This is a genomic window from Streptomyces sp. NL15-2K, assembly GCF_030551255.1.
Taxonomy (GTDB): domain Bacteria; phylum Actinomycetota; class Actinomycetes; order Streptomycetales; family Streptomycetaceae; genus Streptomyces.
On sequence record NZ_CP130630.1, the window covers coordinates 10,032,632 to 10,058,550 of the forward strand.

At 71.5% G+C, this 25,919-nt stretch carries 9 protein-coding genes; 8 read left to right on the plus strand and 1 reads right to left on the minus strand.

Features of this window, described 5'->3' with window-relative positions:
• Positions 1-46: 46 nt before the first annotated feature.
• The 6 genes from Q4V64_RS44285 (at position 47) to Q4V64_RS44310 (ending at position 19,017) form a co-directional block, all read left to right on the plus strand.
• Positions 47-12,634, plus strand: a complete 12,588-nt coding sequence (locus tag Q4V64_RS44285) for a non-ribosomal peptide synthetase (protein ID WP_303714343.1) — start codon at positions 47-49, stop codon at positions 12,632-12,634.
• Complete coding sequence (locus Q4V64_RS44290; protein WP_124438011.1) at positions 12,631-13,932, plus strand: aspartate aminotransferase family protein; 1,302 nt, start codon at positions 12,631-12,633, stop codon at positions 13,930-13,932. Before Q4V64_RS44285 ends, Q4V64_RS44290 begins: the two co-directional genes overlap by 4 nt.
• Before the next feature lie 266 nt (positions 13,933-14,198).
• Positions 14,199-16,013, plus strand: a complete 1,815-nt coding sequence (locus Q4V64_RS44295; protein WP_124438010.1) for a gamma-glutamyltransferase — start codon at positions 14,199-14,201, stop codon at positions 16,011-16,013.
• A gap of 115 nt (positions 16,014-16,128) precedes the next feature.
• Positions 16,129-16,971, plus strand: coding sequence for an inositol monophosphatase family protein (locus tag Q4V64_RS44300; protein WP_124438009.1), 843 nt, complete (start codon positions 16,129-16,131; stop codon positions 16,969-16,971).
• A 130-nt stretch (positions 16,972-17,101) separates the two neighbouring features.
• Positions 17,102-18,511, plus strand: a complete 1,410-nt coding sequence (locus tag Q4V64_RS44305; protein WP_124438008.1) for an NAD(P)/FAD-dependent oxidoreductase — start codon at positions 17,102-17,104, stop codon at positions 18,509-18,511.
• The gene (locus Q4V64_RS44310; protein ID WP_124438007.1) at positions 18,508-19,017 is read left to right on the plus strand and encodes an O-acetyl-ADP-ribose deacetylase; all 510 of its coding nucleotides are present in this window, start codon (positions 18,508-18,510) and stop codon (positions 19,015-19,017) included. Before Q4V64_RS44305 ends, Q4V64_RS44310 begins: the two co-directional genes overlap by 4 nt.
• Before the next feature lie 83 nt (positions 19,018-19,100).
• Here Q4V64_RS44310 and Q4V64_RS44315 read toward each other — a convergent pair whose 3' ends face one another.
• Positions 19,101-20,273 carry an MFS transporter gene (locus tag Q4V64_RS44315; protein ID WP_301184471.1) on the minus strand — a complete coding sequence of 391 codons (1,173 nt, stop codon included), beginning with the start codon at positions 20,271-20,273 and terminating at the stop codon, positions 19,101-19,103.
• A 205-nt stretch (positions 20,274-20,478) separates the two neighbouring features.
• On the opposite strand from Q4V64_RS44315, the gene Q4V64_RS44320 reads away from it, so the two are divergent.
• Both Q4V64_RS44320 and Q4V64_RS44325 read left to right on the plus strand, forming a co-directional pair.
• A complete protein-coding gene (locus Q4V64_RS44320) occupies positions 20,479-21,498 on the plus strand; it encodes a helix-turn-helix domain-containing protein (protein ID WP_124438005.1) in 1,020 nt (339 codons plus the stop codon).
• Between the two features lie 325 nt (positions 21,499-21,823).
• Positions 21,824-25,750: a glycoside hydrolase family 2 TIM barrel-domain containing protein gene (locus tag Q4V64_RS44325; protein WP_303714351.1), complete on the plus strand. Its 3,927-nt coding sequence runs from the start codon at positions 21,824-21,826 to the stop codon at positions 25,748-25,750.
• Positions 25,751-25,919: the final 169 nt, after the last annotated feature.

A 25,919-nucleotide genomic window follows, 5' to 3' on the forward strand; every position in this document is an offset into this window, starting at 1 on the left:
ACCGCACGACAGTGCGTCGGCGGCCCGAATGCCGTGAGGAGAGGAATTGAGTACGCAGTCGTCCCGGGAGAGCCGGATCAGCTCTCTGCCGGAGCACATGCAGGAACTGCTCCGACAGCGCCTTACGGGCCGGGCGCCGAAGAACACGGGCATCCCCCGGGCCTCCCGCGAGGGCGACATCCCCGCCTCCTTCGCCCAGCAGCGGCTCTGGTTCATCGACGAGTTCCAGCCGGGTGGTGTCGAGTACAACACCGGGCTGGCCCTCCGGATCACGGGACCGCTCGACGCGGATGCCCTGCGGCAGGCCGTGGCGGACGTGGTCCGGCGGCACGAGTCGCTCCGCACGACCTTCGGCGAGGTGGACGGGCGTGCCATCCAGATCGTGCACGACTCGATGGAAGTGCCCGTCGTGCACGTCGACCTGTCGTCCGCCACGGAAACCGTGGGTGAGGACGACGTCGTGGACGGGCACACGGCCGCACCGGCCCGCACCGCCGACGAGCTCCTCCGGGAGCGTCTGCTGGAGCCCTTCGATCTGCGCACCGGACCGCTCTTCCGCGTACTCCTGGCGCGCCTCGGCCCGCAGGAGCACATCCTTCTGCTGTCGATGCACCACATCGTCAGCGACGGCTGGTCCCTCGGCGTCCTCACGCGCGAGGTCGGCGCCGCCTACACGGCCGCGCTGAACGGCGAGCGGGCCGAACTGCCGCTGCTGCCCGTGCAGTACGCCGACTACGCGGTATGGCAGCGGGAACGGGTGAGGGACGGCGCCCAGGACGACGAGCAGCTGGAGTTCTGGCGGAACAAGCTGGCCGGCGTGGAGGTGCTGGAGCTGCCGACGGACCGTCCGCGTCCGGCGGTACGGAGTTCGGCGGGAGCACTGCACAGGTTCGAGGTGCCGCACGATGTCGTCTCCGCCCTGCGGGAGCTGGGGCGCGCCCGGGACGCGAGCCTCTTCGTGGAACTCACCGCCCTCACGCAGATGCTGCTCGCGTACTACAGCGGCCAGGATGACATCGCGCTCGGCACGGTCACATCGGGGCGTGAACGGCCGGAGCTGGAAGGCCTGATCGGCTTCTTCGTCAACACCCTGGTGCTGCGCGGCCGGGTGGACAGGTCACTCGGCTTCGACGAGTTCCTCGCCTCGGTCCGCGCCACCGTCCTGGAGGCGTTCGACCACCGGGATGTGCCCTTCGACCGCGTGGTCGAGGCAGTCGCACCGGAACGGGACCCGAGCCGGATGCCCCTGGTACAGGCCGTGCTGGTGCTCCAGAACGCCCCGGCTCCGGAGATCGTCCTGCCCGGCGCCCGTGTGGAACCGGTGGACGTGACGCGCGACGCACTCCCCTTCGACCTCACGTTCGAATTCAGTGAGCAGGGCGAAGGGCTCGTCGGAGCGATCGAGTACAACACCGACCTCTTCGACGCCGCAACAGCGGAACGGATGGCCGCGCACTGGCTCAACCTGGCACGTGAGGCCGTGACGGCACCCTCGCAGCGTCTGGCGGACATATCCGCACTGGGTGAGGGTGAGCGGGCGTTGGTGGTGGATGAGTGGTCGGGCGTCGTGGGTACGGCGTCGGGGCGTTCGGTGGTGGAGGTGTTTGCGGAGCGGGTTGTGGAGTGTCCGGGTGCGGTGGCGGTGGTGTGCGGGGACACGTCGTTGACGTATGGGGAGTTGGGGGAGCGGGCGGATCGGTTGGCGTGTGCGTTGCGGGGTGCGGGGGTTGGGGTGGAGTCGCGGGTCGGGCTGCTGTTGGGCAGGTCGGTCGATGTGGTGGTGGCGATGTTGGGGGTGCTGAAGGCGGGGGCGGCGTATGTGCCGGTGAATGCCGGCTTCCCCGCGGAGCGGGTGCGGCAGGTGGTGGAGGACAGCGGCGCCCAGCTGATCGTGGCTGACGACGAGCTGCGCGAGCTGGCGGGTGTGGCGGGTGTGCCGTTGGTGTCGGTGGATGCGGAGGCGGCGGGGGATGTGGTGTTGCCGTCGGGGGTGTCGGCGGGGTCGTTGGCGTATGTGATGTTCACGTCGGGTTCGACGGGTCGGGCGAAGGGTGTGGCGGTCACGCAGGGTGCGGTGGTGGCGTTGGCTGCGGACGGGCGGTTTGGGTCGGGGGCGCATGGGCGGGTGTTGTTCCATTCGCCGCATTCGTTTGATGCGGCGACGTATGAGGTGTGGGTGCCGTTGTTGAACGGCGGGTGTGTGGTGGTGGCGGAGGGTGAGCTGAGTGTGCCGGTGGTGCGGGAGGCGGTGGAGCGCTATGGCGTGACCGGGATGTGGGTGACGGCGGCGTTGTTCGGGGTGTTGGTGGAGGAGGATCCGGAGTGTTTCCGGGGGTTGGGTGAGGTGTGGACGGGCGGGGATGCGGTGCCGGCGGTGGCGGCGGCGCGGATGTTGCGGGCGTGTCCGTCGACGTTGCTGGTGAATGGGTACGGTCCGACGGAGACGACCACGTTCGCGGTGTCCGGCCCGCTTGCCCACGACGAGACCGCCGTGGGAGTGGTGCCGCTGGGTGTGCCGATGGACGACACCCGCGCCTATGTTCTGGATGCGGGGCTGCGGCCGGTCGGGGTGGGTGTTGCGGGTGAGTTGTATCTGGGCGGGCACGGTCTGGCCCGTGGCTATCACGGCCGACCGGGCCTGACCGCGGAGCGGTTCGTCGCCGACCCCTTCACCCCCGGCCGGCGCCTGTATCGCACGGGGGATGTGGTGCGGTGGCGGCCGGATGCCCGGCTGGAGTTCCTGGGGCGGGGCGACGACCAGGTCAAGATCCGCGGTTTCCGGATCGAGCCGGCCGAGGTGGAAGCCGCCCTGGCCCGCTGTGCGGGGGTGGGGCAGGTCACCGTTCTCGCCCGCGAGGACCAGCCGGGTGTGAAGCGCCTGGCGGCGTATGTGGTGCCGGACGACGCCTCGGTCGAGATGGACGCCGTACGGACCGAACTAGCGCAGTCCCTGCCGGAGTACATGGTGCCATCGGCGTTCGTGACGCTCGACGCGCTGCCGCTCACGCCGAACGGCAAGGTCGACCGCCGCGCCCTGCCCGCCCCCGTCCTGGACTCGGGACAGGAGTACGTCGCCCCGCGCACGCCGGTCGAGGAGAGGCTGGCCGGCATCTGGGCCGACATCCTGGGAGTGGACCGCGTCGGTGTCCACGACAGCTTCTTCGACCTCGGCGGTGACTCCATCCTCAGCCTGAAGGTGGTCTCCCGCATCCGTGCCGGGTTCGGGCTCGGACTGTCTCCTCGGGTGATCTTCGACCACCCCACCGTCTCCGCTTTGGCAGTACGGCTCCCGCAGCAGGACGGCCCACCGGCCGCCGCCGATGCCACCGGCCCTGTCCCGGTCTCGCGTGACGGCGGACCGCTGCCGCTCTCCTTCGCGCAGGAGCGGCTGTGGTTCCTGGACGACTTCGCTCCCGGTGGCGCCGAGTACAACGTGGTCAGCGCCTTCCGCCTGACCGGGCGGCTGGACGTGTCCGCGCTACAGACCGCCGTGGACGCGCTCGTCGCCCGGCACGAGGCGCTGCGCACGACCTTCGGCTCGGTGGACGGGCACGGCGTCCAGAACGTGCACGCCGTACAGCATGTTCCCGTCCGACTGGCCGAGCTGGACGGGGAGTCGCTGGAAGAGGCGCTGAGGCGCGAGCAGGCTCAGCCCTTCACTCTGCGCACCGGTCCCCTCGTGCGCGTGCTCCTTGTCCGGGAGTCGGCGGTGGAGCATGTGTTCGTGCTGTCGATGCATCACATCGTGACCGATGGCTGGTCGATGGGTGTGGTGATGCGGGAGTTGAGTGAGCTCTACGCGGCTGCGGTGCGGGGTGAGCGGGCCGTGCTGCCGGAGTTGCCGGTGCGGTACGGGGATTACGCGGTGTGGCAGCGTGAGCGGCTGGCGGGGGAGGCGCTTGAGGAGCAGTTGGCTTACTGGCGTGAGCAGTTGGCGGGTCTGGAGCCGCTGGAGCTGCCCACCGACCGTCCCCGCCCCGCCGTCCGTACCTCGGCCGGCGCCCTCCACACCTTCACGATCCCCGACCCCCTGACCGCGCGGCTGCGTGAGGTCAGCAACCGGTACGGCGTCAGCCTGTTCATGACGCTCACCGCCATCACCCAGCTCCTGCTGTCCCGCTACGCCCACACGCGCGACGTCGCGGTCGGCACCGCCGTCTCAGGGCGTGAGCGCGCGGAGCTGGAAGGACTGGTCGGCTTCTTCGTCAACACCCTCGTCCTGCGCTCCCGGATCGACGAGTCCCGCACCTTCAGCGAGCTCTTGACGGACGTCAGGTCCACCGTCCTGGACGCCTTCGCCCACCAGGACGTGCCGTTCAGCCGCCTGGTCGAGGACCTCGTCCCCGAACGCGACACCAGCCGCACCCCGCTCGTGCAGGCCATGGTGAGCCTCCAGAACACCCCGGAGGCCCCCCTCGCGCTGCCCGGCCTGCGGTCCGCTCCCGTCACCGTTCCCCGCGAGGCCGCGCAGTTCGATCTCACCGTGGGCTTCCGGGACGACGCCGACGGGCTCCACGCGGGCGCCGAGTACAGCACCGACCTGTTCGACGCCGCCACCGTCGCCCGCCTCACGGCCCACTGGGTGGCGCTGGCCGAGTCGCTGACCACCGCACCGGACGCCCCCCTGCACACGACCGGCCTGCTCACCGCGGACGAGCGCGCGGCGCTCCTGCACGAGGTAGGCGACACGGCGGCCGAGGTATCCGCGCTCTCCGTACCGGCGCTGTTCGCCCGCCGGGTGGCCATGGCGCCCGACGCCCCCGCCGTGCTCCACGGGCCGCGCACCCTGTCGTACGGCGAACTCGACGCGCGGGCGAACCGCCTTGCCCGCTACCTGGTGAGCGAGGCGGGCGTCACGCCCGGAACCCGGGTCGCGCTGCTGCTGCCCCGGTCCGCCGACCAGGTCTGCGCGGTGCTCGGCGTGCTCAAGGCGGGTGCCACCTATGTGCCCGTCGACCCCTCGTACCCCGCCGACCGCATCGCCTACATGCTGGCCGACAGCGCCGCGCCCGTTGTCGTCACCCGGGGCGACCAGGTCTCGGCACTGCCGGCCGGCACCGCCGTACGCAGGCTCCTCCTCGACACCCCAGAGATGGCCCGCGCCCTCGCCGCCCAGGACCCGAGCGAGCCCGCCGTGCCTGTGCCGGCGGCCGCAGGCGCGTATGTCATCTACACTTCCGGCTCCACGGGACGGCCCAAGGGGGTCACCGTCACCCACGCGGGCATGGCCGCTCTCCTGGCCTCGCAGACCGAGCGGCTGGGCGTCGGCCCCGCCTCGCGGGTGCTGCAGTTCGCCTCCCCGGGCTTCGACGCGTCTTGGTGGGAGCTGTGCATGGCTCTGCTGTCCGGCGCGGCGCTGGTCGTCGACGACGCGGAGGACGAGTGGGGGGACCGGCTGGGGCGTGTGGTGGCCGAGGCCGGTGTCACCCACGCCACGCTGCCGCCCGCCCTCGTCGCGGCACTGGACGAGAAGGACCTGCCGCCCGTGCTGATCGTGGCCGGGGAGGCCTGCGCGCCGGAGGTGGTCGAGCGCTGCGCACCGGGTCGGCGGATGATCAACGCCTACGGTCCCACCGAGACGACGGTGTGCGCCACCATGAGCGCGCCCCTCCCACCGGGCGCCGGAATTCCCCCCATCGGCACACCCGTCACCGACACCAGGGTGTATGTCCTGGACAGCTGGCTGCGTCCGGTGCCCGTCGGAGTGGCGGGCGAACTCTACGTCGCCGGGCACGCGCTCGCCCGTGGCTATCTGAACCGCCCCGCCCTCACCGCCACCCGCTTCGTCGCCGACCCCTTCGGCGGCGGGGAGCGGCTGTACCGCACGGGCGACCTGGTGCGCAGGCGCGTGGACGGACAGTTGGAGTTCGTCGGCCGCGGCGACGACCAGGTGAAGGTGCGCGGCTTCCGGGTCGAGCCGCGGGAGATCGAGTCCGTCCTCGCCCTGCACGAAGCGGTGGGCCAGGCCGTCGTCCTCGCCCGCAAGGATCAGCAGGGGCAAGCGGGGCAAGCGGGGCAGGCGGGGCAGGCGGAGCAGCCGGGCCGGCCGGAATCCACTCGGCTTGTCGCTTACGTGGTCCCCGCGGAGCCCGCAAACCCGGACGGCACGGATAGTCCGGGCGGCCCGGGCGGCCCGGGCGGCCCGGGCGGCCAGGACGCCGCCGTCCTCGACACCGCCGCGCTCCGCCGGCACGCCGCGACCGTGCTGCCGGAGTACATGGTCCCCTCGGCGTTCGTAGTGCTCGACGCGATCCCGCTGAACGCCAACGGCAAGGTCGACAAGGCCGCGCTGCCCGCCCCCGCGGGCCCCGGCGCCGACGGAGGCGCGGGCTACGTGGCACCCCGCACCGAGGCCGAACGGGTGCTCGCGGACATCTGGTCCAAGGTGCTGGGAGCCGAGCGCGTCGGGGTGGAGGACAACTTCTTCGACCTGGGCGGCGACTCGATCCTCAGCATCCAGGTCGTCTCCCGGGCGCGCCGCGCCGGGATGGACCTCTCCTCCCGGGATGTGTTCCTCCGGCAGACCGTCGCCGCCCTCGCGGGAACGGCCGCGGGCCGGGACGGGTCGGGAGCGGCAGGCCGTGTCGAGGTGCTCGCCGAACAGGGCACGGTGCACGGCCCGGTGGCCGCCACGCCGATCCGCGACTGGTTCTTCGCCACCCACCCCGTGGCGCCGGACCACTTCACCATGTCGATGTCCTTCGAACTCGCCGAGGACCTCGACCCCGTGGCGCTGCGCACCGCCGTGGCGGCGGTCCTGGCCCAGCACGACGCGCTACGCACGGTGTTCCCCGACAGCGGCACCCCGCACATCCAGGCGGAGACGGACGTGGACCGTGTCCTGACCGTGCACGACCTGACCGGCGCGGCCGACGCCGGGGGACTGGAGGCCGCATGGCGTGCGGTGACCGCGCACGTCCAGGCCACCTTCCGGCTCGACCGGGGACCGCTGCTGCGTGTCGTGGCCTGGCTGCCGGGCGGCGGAGCCCGGCCGCGCGTCCTGTTCACCGCGCACCACCTCGTGGTGGACGGCGTATCGTGGCGCATCCTTCTGGAGGACGTGGCCACCGCCTACGCGCAGGCGGTGGCGGGCCGCGACGTGGACCTCGGCGCCAAGACGACATCGGTACGCCAGTGGGCGGACCGCCTCACCGCCCACACCGCCGACGGCGGCTTCGACGACGAGGCCGCCTACTGGGCGTCGGCACTGGAAGGCGCGCACACCCGGCTGCCTGTGGATCTGCCCGACGGCGGTAACACCGTCGTCGAACAGGACACCGTGACCACCTCCTTGAGCGCCGAGGACACCGCGTCCCTCCTGCACCGCGTCCCCGGGGTCTACCGCACCCGCGCCGACGAGGTCCTGCTGGCAGCACTCGCCCGGGTCCTGCACACCTGGACCGGCCGGAACCGCGTCGCGGTCCACCTGGAAAGCCACGGCCGCGAGGAACTCTTCGACGACCTCGATCTCACCCGCACGGTCGGCTGGTTCACCTCCCTCTACCCGGTCGCCCTCGACCTGCCCGACAAGGGCACATGGGGCGACGCGGTCACGGCCGTCAAGGAACAGCTGCGCGCCGTACCGCACCGAGGTGTCGGCTATGGCGCACTGCGCCACCTCAGCGCCGCGGGCACGGCCGGTGACGCGCTGCGCGCACTGCCCGAACCGCAGATCAGCTTCAACTACCACGGCCAGTTCGAGGTCACCGGCGCGGCGGAACCCGGCAGCCTCTACCGCGCCGAACTCCCCGTGGCGGGCGCCGACCACAGCGAGCGCGAACAGCGCAGCCACCTGCTCGACGTCACCGGCGGCATCCAGGACGGCCGGCTGACCTTCGCCTGGTCGTACGCGAAGGGGAAGCACCGCCGGGAGACCGTCGTGGAACTCGCGCGGCGCTTCGCCGCGGAGCTGACGGCGTTCGTCGCCCACTGCGCCGAACCCCGTGTCGGCCGCTGCAGCCCCTCGGACTTCCCGCTGGTCGGCCTCACCCAAGAGGAAGTCGACCGCCTGGCGGGTGACGGCAGCGCGGTGGAGGACATCTATCCGCTCACCCCGCTCCAGGAGGGCATGCTCTTCCACACCCTGGCCGAGGCCACCGGCGCCGAACCGGCAGGCGGGACGGAACCCGGCGAGGCAGCACCTGCGGCGCCCCCGCAGACGGCCTATCTTGAGCAGTTCACCTGCGTACTCGACGGCATGGATGACCTGGACGCGCTCGCCGCGGCCTGGCAGCGGGCCGTCGACCGCACCGACGCCCTGCGCGTCTCGGTGGCGTGGGAGGACGTGTCACGCCCGGTGCAGATCGTGCACCGCGACGTGCGGCTGCCCGTCGAGACGTACGACTGGAGCGACTGCCCGGAGGACGAGCGCGCGGCCCGTGTTGCGGTACTGCTGGAGCGGGAGCGCCGACGCGGCATCGACCTGTCGACTGCTCCGCTGCAACGGGTCCACCTCGCCCGACTCCCGGGACGGAGCGTCCAGATCGTGTGGACCTTCCACCATCTGCTGCTCGACGGATGGAGCAGCGCCGCCCTGCTGTCCGACATCGTCGCTGACTGCACGGCCCCCACACAGTCCATCGGCCGGGCGGCCCCGGATATCCGCCGCGGGGACTTCCGCGACTACCTGCGATGGCTGGGGGACCGCGACCATGCCGAGGGCCGCGCGTACTGGCGCGACCGCCTCGCCGGTTTCACCGAGCCGGTCCCGTTCCCGTACGACCATCGCGCCGAGTGGACCCACCGCAGCCGGTCCACGGAGCGGCTCACCGTGCCGCTCTCCCCGGAGGTCGCGGCCAGGGCCACGGAGTTCGCCCGCCGGCACCGGATCACCGTCAACACACTGGTGCAGGGCGCATGGTCGATGCTGCTGTCGTCCCACTCCGGTACGCGCGACGTGGTCTTCGGCGCCACCGTCTCCGGACGACCGGTGGAACTGGCGGGCGCCGAGGACATCCTCGGCCTGTTCATCAACACGCTGCCCGTACGCGTGGGCATCGACCACGGCCGGCCAGTGGCCGATTGGCTGCGTACCCTCCACGCCACACAGACCGAGGCACGCGCGTACGAGTACGTGGCCCTGTCGGACATCGAGACGGAACTGCCCCCGGACGCCCCGCTGTTCGACAGCCTGGTGGTGTTCGAGAACTACCCCGTGGACGCGGCGGCGGCCGAACGACACGGCGTCACGCTGCACAGTGTGCAGGCGGTCGAGTCCACCAACTTCGCTCTCACCCTCATCGCGGGCGGCACCGACCAGCTCAGCATGACCCTCGCCTACGACCCCGCCCTGTTCCTGCCGGCGACGGCACAGCGGCTCACCGACCACCTCGCCCGGACACTCGGCGCGCTGATCGAGTCACCGGAGCGAGTACTGGGAGCGCTGCCCCTGGTGAGCGAGGGTGAGCGGGCGTTGGTGGTGGAGGAGTGGTCGGGCGTGTCGGGTATCGGGACGGCGTCGGGGCGTTCGGTGGTGGAGGTGTTTGCGGAGCGGGTGGTGGAGTGTCCGGGTGCGGTGGCGGTGGTGTGTGGGGATGAGGTGTTGACCTACGGGGAGTTGGGGGAGCGGGCGGAGCGGTTGGCTGGGGTGCTGGTGGGGCGTGGGGTTGGTGTGGAGTCGCGGGTGGGGTTGTTGTTGGGGCGGTCGGTGGATGTGGTGGTGGCGATGTTGGGGGTGTTGAGGGCGGGGGCGGCGTACGTGCCGGTGAATGCGGGGTTTCCGGCGGAGCAGATCCGGCAGGTGGTGGAGGACAGTGGCGCGTGTCTGATCGTGGCCGACGAGGAGCTGCGGGGCCTCGGGGAAGGAGCCGGTGTTCCGGTCGTCGGGATGGCCACGGAGCCGGATGCGGATGTGGTTCTGCCGTCGGGGGTGCCGCCAGGGGCGTTGGCGTATGTGATGTTCACGTCGGGGTCGACGGGGCGGGCCAAGGGCGTGGCGGTCACGCAGGGCGCCGTGGTCGCGCTGGCGGCCGACGAACGGTTCGGCTCCGGGGCGCATGGGCGGGTGTTGTTCCACTCGCCGCATTCGTTCGATGCGGCGACGTATGAGGTGTGGGTGCCGCTGCTGAACGGCGGGTGTGTGGTGGTGGCGGAGGGTGAGGTGAGTGTGCCGGTGGTGCGGGAGGCGGTGGAGCGCTATGGCGTGACCGGGATGTGGGTGACGGCGGCGTTGTTCGGGGTGCTGGTGGAGGAGGATCCGGAGTGTTTCCGGGGGTTGGGTGAGGTGTGGACGGGCGGGGATGCGGTGCCGGCGGTGGCGGCGGCGCGGATGTTGCGGGCGTGTCCGTCGACGGTGTTGGTGAATGGGTATGGTCCGACGGAGGCGACGACGTTCGCGGTGTCCGGCCCCCTGGCACACGAGGAGGTCGTCGCAGGATCGGTGCCGCTGGGTGTGCCGATGGACGACACCCGCGCCTATGTTCTGGACGCGGGGCTGCGGCCGGTCGGGGTGGGTGTTGCGGGTGAGTTGTATCTGGGCGGGCACGGTCTGGCCCGTGGCTATCACGGCCGACCGGGCCTGACGGCGGAGCGGTTCGTGGCGGATCCGTTCGTGCCGGGGCAGCGTCTGTACCGGTCGGGGGATGTGGTGCGGTGGCGGCCGGAGGGGCGGCTGGAGTTCCTGGGCCGTGGGGACGACCAGGTGAAGATCCGTGGTTTCCGGATCGAGCCGGCCGAGGTCGAAGCCGCCCTGGCCCGCTGTGCGGGGGTGGGGCAGGTCACCGTTCTCGCCCGCGAGGACCAGCCGGGCGTCAAGCGCCTGGCGGCGTATGTGGTGCCGGACGACGCCTCGGTCGAGATGGACGCCGTACGGGCCGAGCTTGCGCGGTCGTTGCCGGAGTACATGGTGCCGTCGGTGTTCGTGGTGCTGGAGGCGCTGCCGCTGACGGCGAACGGCAAGGTCGACCGCCGCGCCCTGCCCGTGCCCGAGTTCGACTCGGGGCAGGAGTACGTCGCGCCCCGTACGCCGGTCGAGGAGAGGCTGGCCGGCATCTGGGCCGAGGTGCTGGGCATCGAGCGTGTCGGTATCCGGGACAGCTTCTTCGACCTGGGCGGCGACTCCATCCTCAGCATCCAGGTCGTCTCCCGCGCCCGCCGCGCCGGGCTCGCCCTCTCCTCCCGGGACGTGTTCGTGGGACAGACGGTCGAAGGGCTGGCCGCGGAACTCGACGCCGTACGGGAAACCGCAGACCCGGCTGCGAGCACCGGCGGATCCGCCGCCGGGCCGCTTGAGCCGACCCCCGTCGGGGAGTGGTTCTTCGCGACCCACCCGGTCGCGCCGCAGCACTTCGCCATGACGATGTCCTTCGTCCTCGTCCCCGACGCCGACGAGGGCGCGCTCCGCGACGCCGTCTCCGTGGTCCTGGCGCGGCACGACATCCTCCGGGCGACTTTCTCCCCCATCGAGGACAAGCCCGGATCCGAGGGCACGCCCCATGACTCCGCCGCCGGTGCCCGGTGGGCCGGGCGGATCGAGGAGACCGTTGCCACGGACCAGGTCTTCACCGCGTACGACCTCGACGGCACGGACGATCCGCGCGCGGCCTGGGATGTGGTGGTGCGGGAGGCACAGCAGCGGTTTCGGCTGGAGCGCGGGCCGCTGGTGCGGGTCCTGTACGGACGGCGCCCGGACGGCATGCCGCCCTGGCTCACCGTCACCGCGCACCACCTCGTCATCGACGGGGTGTCCTGGCGCATCCTCCTGGAGGACCTGGAGGACGCCTATGCGCAGGCGCGCTCCGGGGCGCCGTCCGCACCCCGCCTCGCCACGACGTCGGTGCGCCAGTGGGCCGCGCGGCTGAACGCGCACGTCGCGCGGGGCGGTTTCGACGACCAGGTCGACTACTGGCGTGCCGTCACCGCGGGCGTTGACACCCGGCTGCCGGTCGACAGGCAGGACGGTGCCAACACCGGGGCGGAGCTGGACATGATCGCCGTCACGCTCACACCGGAGCAGACGCAGGCACTGCTGTACCGAGTGCCCGGCAGATTCCGCAGCCAGATCAACGACGTACTGCTCGCCGCGCTGGCCCGGGTGCTGGCGGAGTGGACGGGCCGGGACCGCACGGTGGTGAACCTCGAAGGGCACGGCCGCGCCGAGCTGTTCGAGGACGTCGACCTGTCCGGTACGGTCGGCTGGTTCACCTCGATCCATCCCATCGCCCTCGAACGGCCGCGTGCCGAGGGCTGGGCGCAGGCGGTCAGGGCGGTGAAGCGGCTGCTGCGCGCGGTGCCGGATCAGGGCGTCGGCTACGGGGCGCTGCGATACCTCGCCGCGCCGGGCACCGCGGGGCATACCCTCGCGGACCTCCCGGAGCCGCAGATCAGCTTCAACTATCTCGGCCGCTTCGACCTGGTGGGCGATGACCGGAGCACGGCCCGGGAGCGGGCCCTGTTCGCCTCGGAGCTCGACATCGTCGGCCAGGACTACAGCCCGCAGGAGCGCCGCCCTCATCTGATCGACGTCGGGGGCGTCGTGCAGGACGGGCGGCTGACGCTGACGTGGGCGTACTCCTCGCAGCTGTACGAGCGGGAGACGGTGGAGCGGCTGGCGCACTCCATGGCCGCGGCGCTGGCCGAGATAGCGGGCTTCCCGGCGGTCCGTGACGAGACATCAGGCGAAAGGGGAACGGCATGAGCAGCCTGGCCGACCACGTCTTCCACTCCTGGTCCGCTCCGGTTCAGCCGGAGATCGTGAGTGCGCGGGGCGTCCACTTCACCGACCGCGACGGACAGCGGTATCTGGACCTCGCCTCCCAGTTCGTCTTCACCAATCTCGGGCACCAGCACCCGAAGGTGGTGGCCGCCGTCATCGAACAGGCACAGCGGCTGTGCACCGTGGCGCCCCCGTTCGAGAACCGCACGCGGTCGGAGGCGGCACGGCTCATCGCCGAACGGGCGCCGGGAGACCTGAACCGGGTCTTCTTCACGAACGGCGGTGCGGACGCCGTCGAGAACGCCGTACGGATGGCGAAGATCCACACGGGGCGCCCGAAGATCCTCGGCGCCTACCGCTCGTACCACGGCAACACCTCCACCGCCATCCAGCTGACCGGGGATCCCCGGCGCTGGGCGAACGAGATCTCGGCCCCGGGTGTGGTCCACTTCTTCGGGCCGTTCCGCTACCGGTCGGAATTCGGGGCGCAGACGGAGGCGGAGGAGTGCGAACGGGCGCTGCGGCACCTCGAATCCGTCGTCGCCATGGAGGGGCCGCACACCATCGCGGCGATCGTGCTCGAAACGGTGCCTGGCACCGCCGGGGTGCTGGTCCCGCCCGACGGCTATCTCGCCGGCGTGCGTGCCCTGTGCGACCGGCACGGCATCCTCTTCGTCGCCGACGAGGTGATGACGGGATTCGGCCGGACGGGGGAGTGGCTGGCCGTGGACCGCTGGAACGTCACACCCGACCTCATCACCTTCGCCAAGGGTGTCAACTCCGGGTACGTCCCGCTCGGCGGCGTGATCGTCTCCGACCGTGTCGCCGAGACGTTCGCGGACCGGCCCTTCCCCGGGGGCCTCACGTACTCCGGGCACCCGCTGGCGTGCGCCGCCGCGGTGGCGGCACTCACGGCGATGGCGGAGGAGGGCGTTGTCGAGCACGCCCGTCGCCTCGGCGCCGAAGTCATCGGGCCCGGGCTGCGGGAACTGGCCGTCCGTCACCCGGTTATCGGCGAGGTACGCGGACTGGGCGTCTTCTGGGCCCTCGAACTCGTCCGGGACCGCGCCACCCGCGAACCCCTGGTCCCCTACAACGCGAGCGGCCTCGCGGCCGCCCCGATGGCGCGGATCGCCGCGGCGTGCCGCAGGCGCGGTCTGTGGCCCTTCATCGCGATGAACCGCATCCACGTGGCTCCCCCGTGCACGATCACCGATGCCGAGGCGAAGGAGGCGCTGTCCCTGCTCGACGACGTGCTCGCAGAGGCCTCGACGTGGTGAACCGGGGGCACCGCACCTTGTGCTGGACGAGCAGCGAGAGCACGAGCGCGCCGCGCACGGTGCGGCCGACGAGAGTGCGCAGTACCGGCCACAGCTGAAGCGACGCCCGCGGCGGTCGTCGGGGCGATATTGCAGCCAGGCAGCGCCTCGGTAGTCTGCTGCCTGATCGAGGCGACCGGAGCCGGGCTCGAACTCCCCAGATCCTCCCCGGAACGGTCTGGAGTACTGATGGGGCCGGCTGACGCACGCGAAAACCGAGGTGAGGGATGCAGTTCACCACCCGACCCACGCTTCAAGGATCCTTCGGCATGGTGTCCTCCACGCACTGGCTGGCCTCGCAGTCGGCGATGGCTGTGCTGGAGGGTGGCGGGAACGCGTACGACGCGGCCGTGGCGGGGGCGTTCGTGCTGCATGTCGTCGAGCCGCATCTCAACGGACCCGCCGGTGAGGTGCCGATCCTGCTCGCCCCGGCGGGCGGTGAGGTGCGGGTGCTGTGCGGGCAGGGAGTCGCGCCGGGCGGGGCGACGACCGCGCACTACAGGGGACTCGGTTTGGATCTCGTACCCGGTACGGGGCCCCTCGCCGCCGCCGTGCCCGGCGCGTTCGACGCCTGGATGCTGCTGCTGCGGGACCACGGCACCAAGTCCCTCGCCGAGGTCCTGGCGTACGCCATCGGCTACGCCGAACACGGGCACGCGCCCGTGGAGAACGTCGGCGCGACCGTCGAGACCGTACGGGAGCTGTTCGAGACGGAGTGGACCTCGTCGGCGGAGGTGTACCTGCCGGACGGAAAGGCTCCGCGGCCCGGCGCCCTGTTGCGCAACCCCGCCCTCGCCGCCACCTGGAAGCGGCTGCTCGCCGAGACCGCGGGCGCGGGGGACAGGGAGGCGCAGATCGAGGCCGCGCGACAGGTGTGGCGCACCGGGTTCATCGCCGAGGCTCTCGTACGGCAGGCGCGGCGGCCCACCATGGACACCAGCGGCGAGCACCACACCGGCACGCTGACGGCCGCCGACCTCGCCGGCTGGTCCGCGACCTACGAGGCGCCGGCGACGTACGACTGGAACGGCTGGACCGTGTGCAAGGCCGGACCGTGGAGCCAGGGCCCGGTGCTTCTCCAGCAGCTCGCGCTGCTCCCGCCCGACCTGCCCCGCTACGGGTCCGCCGACTACGTCCACCTGCTCATCGAAGGCTGCAAGCTCGCCATGGCCGACCGGGAGGCCTGGTACGGGGACGCGGCGGAGGTGCCGCTCGGCGAGCTGCTGTCGGAGCGGTACAACGCCGGGCGGCGGGAGCTCGTCGGCGACAAGGCCTCGTACGACCTGCGGCCCGGAAGCCCCGGCGGGCGCGCCCCGCGGCTGCCCACCGTCGCCCAGCACCCCACGTCGCCCCTGCCGGGCGCCGGTGAGCCCACCGTCGCGAAGTACCCGGCGTCTCCCGTGCCGGGCGAGCCCGACGTGGCCGCCGACGGCCGCACCCGCGGCGACACCTGCCACCTCGACGTCGTCGACCGCTGGGGCAACATGGTCGCCGCCACCCCCAGCGGCGGCTGGCTGCAGTCCAACCCCGTCGTGCCCGAGCTGGGCTTCCCGCTGGGCACCCGGTTGCAGATGACCTGGCTGGAGGAGGGCCTGCCGAACACCCTCACCCCGGGCCGTCGCCCCCGCACCACGCTCACGCCCTCGATCGCGCTGCGCGACGGCGTGCCGGTCATGGCCTTCGGCACGCCCGGCGGGGACCAGCAGGACCAGTGGCAGCTGCACTTCTTCCTCGCCGTGGCCCTGCGCTCCCCGGTGCGCGGCAGCCTCGACCTCCAGGGCGCGATCGATGCCCCGAACTGGCACAACGACAGCTTCCCCGGCTCCTTCTACCCGCGCGGCATGCGACCGGGCAGCGTCACCGTGGAGGCCCGCACGGACCCGGGCGTCGTCGAGGAGCTGCGGCGGCGCGGTCACGACGTCACCGTCGGTGACCCGTGGTCGGAGGGGCGGCTCTGCGCGGTCGCGCGGGACCCGGAGACGGGGATCCTGTCGGCGGCCGCGAATCCACGGGGCATGCAGGGCTATGCGGTGGGCCGCTGACCCGGGCCGACCCTCGGCCACCAATGCGGATTTCAGGTCCCGGTGTTCATGGTGATTCCACCCGCTGTACCCCGGCCAGGTAGGGATTGTCAGTGGCGCGTGCTCTCATGGAGCCATGATCGAAGACATGGAAACCATCGACGAGTTTCTCGCCCGGCACGCGGCCGACGTGGCGGAAGCGGTGCGCAAGGCGGCCGCGGCCGAGATCATGCCGCGCTATCGCCGGCTCGCCGCGCACGAGGTCGACGAGAAGAGCGGCCCGCACGACCTGGTGACGGACGCCGACCGCAAGGCGGAGCAGTACCTGACCGAGGCGCTCGGCGCCCTCCTGCCCGGCTCCGTCGTGGTCGGCGAGGAGGCGGTGCACGCCAACCCGGCGACCTATGAGGCGATACAGGGCGACGCCCCGGTCTGGATCGTCGATCCCGTGGACGGCACACGACAGTTCGTGCACGGCGACCCCGGATTCTGCACGCTGGTCGCGCTTGCACAGAGCGGAACCCTGCTCGCCTCATGGACGTACGCGCCCGTGCGCGACCAAATGGCCACGGCCGTGCGCGGCCGGGGCGCCTTCCTCGACGGCGAGCGGCTCTTCGCCGGTGTCCCGGAACCCGGCCGTGACCTGCGCGTGGCCACGTCCCACCCCGACTACACGACCGAGGAAGAGAAGCGGGCGCTGCTCGGCCTGTGGACCGATGGCGTGGCACCGCGCTCGTGCGGTTCGGCCGGCCTCGAATATCTCGCCGTCGCCCGGGGCGAGTCGGACGCCACGGCCTTCTCGTGGGAAGCCGCCTGGGATCACGCCGCGGGCCTGCTCCTGGTCGAGGAGGCGGGCGGCACCCACACGACCCGCGCCGGCGAGCCGTTCCGCATCACGGGCCACAACGTCCTCCCCTTCACCGCGGCCCGGGACGCGGCCACGGCCCGCCGAGTGGTGGGGCTGCTGGGAGGGGCGTAGCCCGGGTGCGGTCGGGCTGCTCAGGGCGTCGTGGCCCCGGGTGGTGCCCCGCGGCCCGAGGCTGTCAGTCCTCCGTCATATCCTGACCTCACTGGCCATCGGCTGACGAAGGGGTCCGAAGGTGCCGTCGATGCTCGATGCGGTCGTGGTGGGTGCGGGGCCGAACGGGCTGACCGCTGCCGTGGAGCTGGCCCGCCGCGGCTTCTCCGTGGCCGTCTTCGAGGCCCGTGACACCGTCGGCGGAGGAGCCCGCACCGAGGAGCTCACCCTCCCCGGCTTCCACCACGACCCGTGCTCCGCGGCCCACCCGCTGGGCATCAACTCCCCGGCGTTCCGCGCCCTGCCCCTGGAGCGGTACGGCCTCGAGTGGCTGCACGCCGAGCTGCCCATGGCGCACCCCTTCACCGACGGCACCGCCGCCGTGCTGTCCCGGTCGGTCGGCGAGACGGCCGCCTCCTTCGGACCGCGGGACGCGGGCACGTACCGCAGACTGGTCGAGCCCTTCCTGCACCAGTGGGACACCCTGATCCGCGACTTCATGTCCCTGCCGTGCACCGCGCTGCCCCGCGACCCGGTCACCCTGGCCCGCTTCGGCCTGGTCGGCCTGCCCCCGTCCACCTGGCTGCTGCGCCGCTTCCGCGACGAGCGGGCGAAGGCCCTGTTCGCCGGCCTCGTCGCGCACGTCATGGCCCCGCTCGGCGGCCTCGCCACCGGCGCCATCGGCCTGGTCTTCGCCCTCGCCGCGCACGCCCGCGGCTGGCCCGTGGCCCGCGGCGGCTCCCAGTCCATCTCCGACGCGCTCACCGCCTACCTGAAGGACCTCGGCGGCACCGTCCACACCGACTACGAGGTCAAGCGCCTCGACGACCTGCCGCCCGCGCGCGCGTACGTCTTCGACACCTCCCCCACCGCCCTCGCCCGCATCGCCGGCTTCGGCCGCTCCTACGAGGGCTACCGGTACGGCCCCGGCGTCTTCAAGATCGACTACGCGTTGGACGGCCCCGTGCCGTGGACCGCGCAGGAGGCGCACAGGACCACCACCGTGCAGATCGGCGCCGACAGCGCCGAGATCGGCACCGCCCTGCGCGCGGCGTCCCGCGAGGGCCGCGCGCCGGAACGGCCGTTCATGATCACCGTTCAGCCCAGCGTCGTCGATCCCACCCGGGCCCCGGCGGGCAAGCAGGTCTTCTGGGCGTACGGCCACGTCCCCAGCGGCTGGACCGGAGACCTCACCGACGCCATGGAACGCCAACTGGAGCGCTTCGCCCCGGGCTTCCGCGACCGCGTCCTCGCCCGCGCGACCGCCGGCCCGCCCGAACTCGCCGCCCGCAACGCCAACTACGTCGGCGGCGACATCGGCACCGGCGCGTTCTCCGGGCTCCAGGTCATGCTGCGCCCCAGACTGTCCCTGTCCCCGTACGGCACCCCGCACCCGGCCGTCTTCATCTGCTCCTCGGCCACCCCGCCGGGACCCGGCGTGCACGGGATGTCGGGACACAACGCGGCGAAGGCCGTCTGGAGGAGGCTGCGACAGACATGACCACCCTCACCCTCGTCCAGGGCGACATCACCCGGCAGACCGTCGACGCGATCGTCAACGCGGCCAACTCCTCCCTGCTCGGCGGCGGAGGAGTCGACGGCGCCATCCACCGCCGAGGCGGCCCGGCGATCCTGGAGGACTGCCGCAAGCTCCGCGCCTCCCATTACGGCAAGGGCCTGCGTACGGGCCAGGCGGTCGCGACGACGGCCGGCGAGCTGGACGCGCGCTGGGTGATCCACACGGTGGGGCCGCGTTTCAGCCAGGACGAGGACCGTTCGGAGCTGCTGGCGTCCTGCTACCGGGAGTCGCTGCGGGTCGCCGACGAACTCGGCGCCCGCACGGTCGCCTTCCCGGCCGTCTCCGCGGGCATCTACGGCTGGCCGATCGAGGACGCCGCCCGGATCGCCGTGGAGACGGTGCGGGCGACGGAGACGGCGGTCGAGGAGATCCGGTTCGTCCTCTTCGACGAGCGGGCGTACGCGGCGTTCGCCGAACAACTTCCCTGACGGCCCGTGCGGGCCGGTGGCCAGGCGCGAGCGTGCCGGTGTCCGGACCAGGACGCCGCCACGCTCGACCCTCCTTCGCACGGTTACCCCCGATCGTCTTCCTGCTCTGGCTTGGCAGACCCGTGAGCCACACTGTCGCGCCGGGACAGCACCTGTGGATCGGGCCCGTGCGCGGCCCGGTAGGTGGTCCAGGCGAGGGTGAGCACGGCCGGCACGGCAGCCGGCAACAGCAACTCCGACGGCGGCACCGCGTACTCGATCAGGGCCAGCAGGTACGGGGCGCCGAAGCCGAGGTAGGCGAATGCCTGGAAGATGGCCGTCAGCCTGCCCAGGTTCTCGGTGCTCGCCAGGCGCTGCACCTCCATCAGGCCGCACACCAGGCAGCAGCCGTAGCCCGCGCCGAGCACCAGCGCGGCGATGGCGATCAGCCACCAGTGCGCGTCCGCCGCGGCCACCGCGCCGAGCACCAGTCCGCCCACCGCGATACCCAGTGCGGTGGTGATCAGCCGAGGCTTGTCCGGGTGGTTGACCCGACGCGCCAGCGGTTGCACCAGGATGCCCGCGACCATGGTCAGCATGGTCACGATCGCACTGAACATCAGTGCGTTGTCACCGAGCCGGTCCAGCACCAGGCCGGGCAGGTAGGTCAGCGCGATCGCGGACGTGCCGAACACCCAGGGGGCCGGCGGCACGACGACGGTCCAGAACCGGCGGCTGCTCGCTTCGGTCAACCGGAGGCGGGACCAGAGGGGGGCGTCCTCGTCGGCCCGGTGGGTCTCCGGCGTGCGCAGCACCAACGGTACGGCCGCCAAGGTGAGCGCCACATGCGGAATGTAGGAGCTGACGACCGGGCTCGGTGCCGCCCGCGCCAGCAGACCTGCGATCAGCGGGCCCACCGCGAAGCCCGTGGTCACGCCCATCGTCGCGCGTCGGGCGCCGGTGTGCTCGTCCTGACCGGACCCGCTCACGGTGAGTTCCTTGATCCACGCGGTGCCCGAGCTGAACGCCGCTCCGCTGGCGGCACCGGCGACGAGCCGCCCCACGAACAGCCAGCCCAGCCCCGATCCGGCCGGCATGAGCAGCACGCTGGCGAGCGCCGAGACGATCAGCGCGGGCACCAGCACCCGACGGCGGCCGTACCGGTCGGAGAACGGGCCTCCGAGCAGCAGCCCGGGGATCAGCCCGACCGCGTAGAGGGCGTAGGTCGCCTCCACCGTCGTCGTCGAGGCGCCCAGTTCCGAGCGGTACATCAACATCAGCGGCGCGACCTGGTTCGCCCCCAGCCCACGGCCGCGACACCCAGAGCGATCGCCAGCCAGGCACGGCCGCCGGCATCGGGAAGCCGGGCGTCGCGGGCTTCACGGTACGTATGCGATGTCGGGTAGGTCATGACTACGACACTGCCGGTGGCCAACTACCTCCTCAAGTGGCCGAAACGCCATCGTGCGTACAATTTGTGCCATGACCTCTGTAGCAGTGGCCGTCGCCGACGGGATGCCTCTGTTCGAGCTGGCCATTCCCTGCACGATCTTCGGGCCCGGCAACCCGGAGGCCGTCGGGGCCGGCTACGAGCTGGCCATCTGTGCGGCTCCCGGGGCGAATGTCGGGGGATGGCTGCGTTCCCAGACACCGCACACGCTGGACGACCTGGTGGAGGCCGACACCGTGATCGTCCCCGCCTGCGACGAAGCCATGGACCGGCCGCCCGCCGACCTGGCCGAAGCCGTGCGTGCGGCACACGAACGGGGCGCGCGGGTCGCGTCCATCTGCACCGGGGCGTTCGTGCTGGCCGCCGCGGGGCTGCTCGACGGACGCCGCGCCACCACCCACTGGATGTACGCCCGAAGGCTGGCCGACCGCTACCCGGAGGTCGAGGTGGACGCCGGTGTGTTGTACGTCGACGAGGGCGACGTGCTCACCTCGGCCGGACAGGCGGCGGGGATCGACCTCTGTCTGCACATGGTCCGCGACGACCATGGCGTGACCATGGCCAATACGCTGGCACGGCGGCTCGTCGTGGCTCCGCACCGCGCGGGCGGCCAGGCCCAGTTCATCGCCGGCCCACTGCCGGACGCCGGCGGCCCGGGCACCGATGGCGACCAGTACGCTCTGTCCGCCCTGCTCGACCGGACGAGGGAACGTCTCGACGAGCCGGTCACCGTCGCCGAGCTGGCTCGCCGGGCGAACATGAGCCTGCGTCATTTCAGCCGCCGGTTCATCGCGGTCACCGGCACCAGCCCCCTGCAGTGGCTGCTCACCCAGCGCATCCGTCGCGCACAGGAGCTGCTCGAAACGACCGACAGCAGTATCGAGCAGATCGCCGAACAGGTCGGAATGGGCACGGCTACCACCTTGCGCCGAAACTTCAACCGCATCGTCGGCATTTCGCCGACCGCTTATCGGCGCGAGTTCACCGAGTCCCGTGGCCTGCGGGTCGCTCCCGATCGGCCGGCCGCGAGAGAAATCCCAGGAGCGACCTGACTGCGCGCTCCAGCTGAGTCAGCCTCGTCTCCCATGGGAGCGCGAGACCTGAAAATGTCGTCCCATCAGGATCACACAAAGTCCGACAGGATCATTGCTTCCGCTTTACTCGGGTCCTAAGGTGACCCTGGCTCAGCAGTTGACCCCGTCACCAGCAGTTGTGATCTGACTCGCCAGCAACTCCCGTACTGAACCGGTGGATTGAGCCACCACCGGCACCAACGGCCCTGCCGGAGAACGAGTTCGGTTTGTCAACAGTATCGGACAAGATCTGACGCGTCGTCGAGCCGTGCAGTGCCCTGTCGAACCGAGGAAGGCCACGGTCATGCCGCACCCGCACGTGTCACCCGCCGACCGCCCCGCCGGCCCTGAACGGCCGGTCGTCAGCCGCCGCCGTCTGCTGGAGGGCGGAGCCGCCGTCCTCGGTGCGCTCGCCCTGTCGGCGTCACCCGTCGCGGCGCACGCGGCCGGCCGGCGTGCAGCGGCGGCGGACGGCTCGCCCGAGTGGAACGGCAACATCGCCGTCTTCCGGCTGGGAACCGAGCCCCCGCACACCACCCTCATGCCGTACCAGGACGTCAGACAGGCCCTGGCCGGCGACCGCACGCGCTCCCCGTACCGGCTGACCCTCGACGGCAAATGGAAGTTCGCCTACGCCGACCGCCCCGACGACCGCGACACCGACTTCTACCGCCCAGATCTCGACGACTCCGGCTGGGACACCATTCCCGTCCCCTCCGCCTGGCAGCTGCACGGCTACGACTTCCCGATCTACGTCAACATCACCTACCCCTGGTGGGGCCCCAACGGCCGGGGCGAGGACGCGCAGCCACCGGCCGCCCCGACCCGCTACAACCCCGTCGGCCAGTACCGGCGTACCTTCACCGTCCCGAGGAACTGGTCGGGACGGCGGACGTTCCTGCACTTCGAGGGCGTCAAGTCCGCCCACTACGTGTGGATCAACGGGGAACTGGTCGGATACCACGAGGACTCCTACGACCCCGCCGAGTACGACATCACCCCGCACCTCAAGCCGGGCACCAACCAGATCGCGGTGGAGGTCTACCGCTACTCGGACGGCGACTGGATGGAGGACCAGGACATGATCCGGCTGAGCGGGATCTTCCGCTCGGTCTACCTGTACTCCACCCCGGCCGTGCACGTGCGCGACTTCAGACTGGACACCCCGCTCAGCGACGACTACACGGCCGCCGAGCTGAAGGTCACCGCGCAGGTGCGCGACTACGGAGGCGGCGACGGTGGACGGTATACGGTCGACGCGATGCTGTATGACGCCGACGGGCACCCGGTCTGGTCCCGGCCGCTCCAGCAGACCGCCGACCTGGGCTCCGTACCGGCCGGCGAGGATGTGACCGTACAGGCGTCCCGAGCCGTGCCCGCGCCGAGGCTCTGGTCGGCCGAGGACCCGTACCTCTACACCGCCGTCCTGAGGCTGCGCGACCCGGCGGGCAAGGTGGTCGAGACCCTCTCGCACCGGGTCGGCCTGCGCGAGTTCGCGCTCAAGGACGGCCTGATGCGCATCAACGGCAAACCGGTCTCCTTCCGGGGCACCAACCGGCACGAGATGCACCCCGTGCACGGCTCGGCGCTCACCCGCGCGGACATGGTCCAGGACATCGAGATCATCAAGCGCCTGAACATCAACAGCGTCCGCACCTCGCACTACCCCAACAACCCGCAGTGGCTGGAACTCGCCGACGAGTACGGCCTGTACCTCGTGGACGAGACCAACCTCGAAACCCACGGCATCCGCGGCGAGTACCCCGGCAACCACGCCGAATGGACCGAGGCGTGCGTGGCCCGCGCCCAGAACATGGTCCACCGCGACAAGAACCACGCCTCGGTGGTCATCTGGTCGCTGGGCAACGAGGCCGGCGGCGGCAGCACCTTCAACGCCATGTACGACTGGATCCGCTCCTACGACCCCACCCGCGTCATCCAGTACGAGGGCGACGACCGCCCGGGGATGAGCGACATCCGCTCGGAGATGTACGACAGCCCCTCCCGCGTCGAGGCCCGCGCCAAGGACACGAACGACACCCGGCCGTACGTGATGATCGAGTACTCCCACGCGATGGGGAACTCCAGCGGCAACTTCAAGAAGTACTGGGACATCGTCCGCCGCTACGACGTGCTCCAGGGCGGCTGGATCTGGGACTTCGTCGACCAGGCCCTGAGCTGGCCCACCCCCACCCGCAAGCTGCTCACCGAGACCGGGCCCGGCCGGCTGGACGGTGAGATCATCGCGCCCGGCGGCACCTTCGACCGCGACAAGGGCGTGTCCGGCGGCACCCTCTTCGCCCGCGACGCGCGCCTCGACATCACCGGCTCCCTCACCCTGGAAGCCTGGGTCACCCCGCACGTGACCGGCTACCACCAGCCGATCCTCGCCAAGGGCGACACCCAGTACGCCCTGAAGCAGGCCAACAAGACCCTGGAATTCTTCATCCACGGCGGCGGCCAGTGGATCACCGCGAGTTGGGCGCTGCCGGGCGACTGGACCGGCAGCGAGCACCACATCGCGGGCGTCTTCGACGCGGACGCGGGCACGCTGACCCTCTACGTCGACGGCTCGGCACGGGCCACCCGGACCACCACCCAGCGCCCCGGCAACAACACCGCCTCCCTCGCGCTGGCCACCGACGTCGACAACCCGACCCGGGAGTTCAGCGGCACCATCCGGCGGGCGCGCGTGTACGCCCGCGCGCTGAGCGCCGCCGAGCTGGCCTCCGGCAGCCGTGGCCCCGGCGACGAAGGTGTGCGGTTCTGGTTCGACGCCGGCACTGTCGGGTTCAGCGAGAAGCGGCCCCGCGACAAGGAGTTCTTCGCCTACGGCGGTGACTGGGGCGACAACCCCAACGACGGGGCCTTCGCCGGGGACGGCATCGTCACCCCCGACCGCGGCCACACCGGCAAGGCCGCCGAAGTCAAACAGATCTACCAGGCGATCAACGCCACCCGGGCCCCGGGCGGACCCGGCGCGGTCACCCTCACCAACGAGTACCTGTTCACCAACCTCCGCGAGTTCGACGGCCGTTGGTCCCTGGTCGCCGACGGCAAGGTCGTCCAGCGCGGCAGGCTGACCCGCGACCAGCTGGACGTCGCCCCGCTGAGCAGCAAGGACATCACGGTGCCGGTGAAGCTGCCGGAGAACCCCAAGCCCGGCTCGGAGTACTTCCTGAACCTGTCCTTCACCACCAAGGAGCCCACGAAGTGGGCGAGGGCCGGCTTCGAGGTGGCCAAGCAGCAACTCGCCCTCGACGCGGGCAGCCCGGCCGTGCCGCCCGTACCACTGGAGAGCGTCCCGGCGCTGCGCCACGACGATGCCGAGGCCGCCGTCACGGTGAAGGGCAAGGGCTTCTCGGTCACCGTCGACAAGAGCAGCGGCACCATCACGTCGTACGAGGCCGGAGGCGTCCGCCTGATCACCTCGGGACCCGTGCCGAACTTCTGGAGGGCGCCGACCGACAACGACCGGGGCAACGGCCACCACACCCGCAACCAGACCTGGCGCGACGCCGGCGCGCTGCGCAAGGTGACGGACGTGAGCGTGCGCGCCCTGCGCGACAAGGCCGTCGAGATCAAGGTCAGCGGCACACTGCCGACCACCACCGAGTCGACGTACACCACCACGTACACGGTCTTCGGCAACGGCGAGATCAAGGTCGACAACACCTTGCACCCGGGCGCGGCGAACCTGCCGTACATCCCGGAGGTCGGCACCCTGCTGTTCCTGCCGCGCCGCCTGGACCGCCTGCACTACTACGGGCGCGGGCCGGAGGAGAACATGTGGGACCGCAACAACGGCACCGACGTGGGCCTGTACTCCGGCACCGTCTCCGGGCAGTGGACCTCCTACCTCCGCCCGCAGGAGAACGGCAACAAGACCGACGTCCGCTGGGCCGCCCTCACGGACGGCAGCGGGCGCGGCCTGCTCGCCTGCGGTGAGCCTCTGATCGAGGTCAGCGCCTCGCACTTCACCCCGGAAGACCTGTCGGTGGGGGCCCGCCACGACTACCAGCTCACCCCCCGGGACGCGGTCGTACTGCGGCTCAACCACCGGCAGATGGGCGTCGGCGGCGACGACAGCTGGGGCGCGCACACCCACGACGAGTACAAGCTCTTCGCCAACCGCGACTACTCGTACACCTACCGGCTTCGGCCCCTCACGGACGTCGACCAGGCGATGGCGGTGTCGCGGCGGCCCACGGGGACGGACTTCACCGGGTAACGCACCGCGTACGGCTCCGGCAGGGCGCGGCGCACGCCCTGCCGGACCGGGTTTCCCGTGCGTGCGCTGTGCCGGTCCTGGTCGGCCTCAACGGACTACGGTTGCCGCGCGACTCCGCGCGACTCCGCGCGACTCCGCGCGACTCCGCGCGACTCCGCGCGACTCCGCG

What these genes read in the sequence shown, in the direction of transcription:
- Q4V64_RS44290 (WP_124438011.1), top strand. Translation starts at nt 12,631, where the DNA reads ATGAGCAGCCTGGCCGACCACGTCTTCCACTCCTGGTCCGCTCCGGTT.
- Q4V64_RS44295 (WP_124438010.1), top strand. Translation starts at nt 14,199, where the DNA reads ATGCAGTTCACCACCCGACCCACGCTTCAAGGATCCTTCGGCATGGTG.
- Q4V64_RS44300 (WP_124438009.1), top strand. Translation starts at nt 16,129, where the DNA reads ATGATCGAAGACATGGAAACCATCGACGAGTTTCTCGCCCGGCACGCG.
- Q4V64_RS44305 (WP_124438008.1), top strand. Translation starts at nt 17,102, where the DNA reads ATGCTCGATGCGGTCGTGGTGGGTGCGGGGCCGAACGGGCTGACCGCT.
- Q4V64_RS44310 (WP_124438007.1), top strand. Translation starts at nt 18,508, where the DNA reads ATGACCACCCTCACCCTCGTCCAGGGCGACATCACCCGGCAGACCGTC.
- Q4V64_RS44315 (WP_301184471.1), bottom strand. Translation starts at nt 20,273, where the DNA reads ATGTTGATGTACCGCTCGGAACTGGGCGCCTCGACGACGACGGTGGAG.
- Q4V64_RS44320 (WP_124438005.1), top strand. Translation starts at nt 20,479, where the DNA reads ATGACCTCTGTAGCAGTGGCCGTCGCCGACGGGATGCCTCTGTTCGAG.
- Q4V64_RS44325 (WP_303714351.1), top strand. Translation starts at nt 21,824, where the DNA reads ATGCCGCACCCGCACGTGTCACCCGCCGACCGCCCCGCCGGCCCTGAA.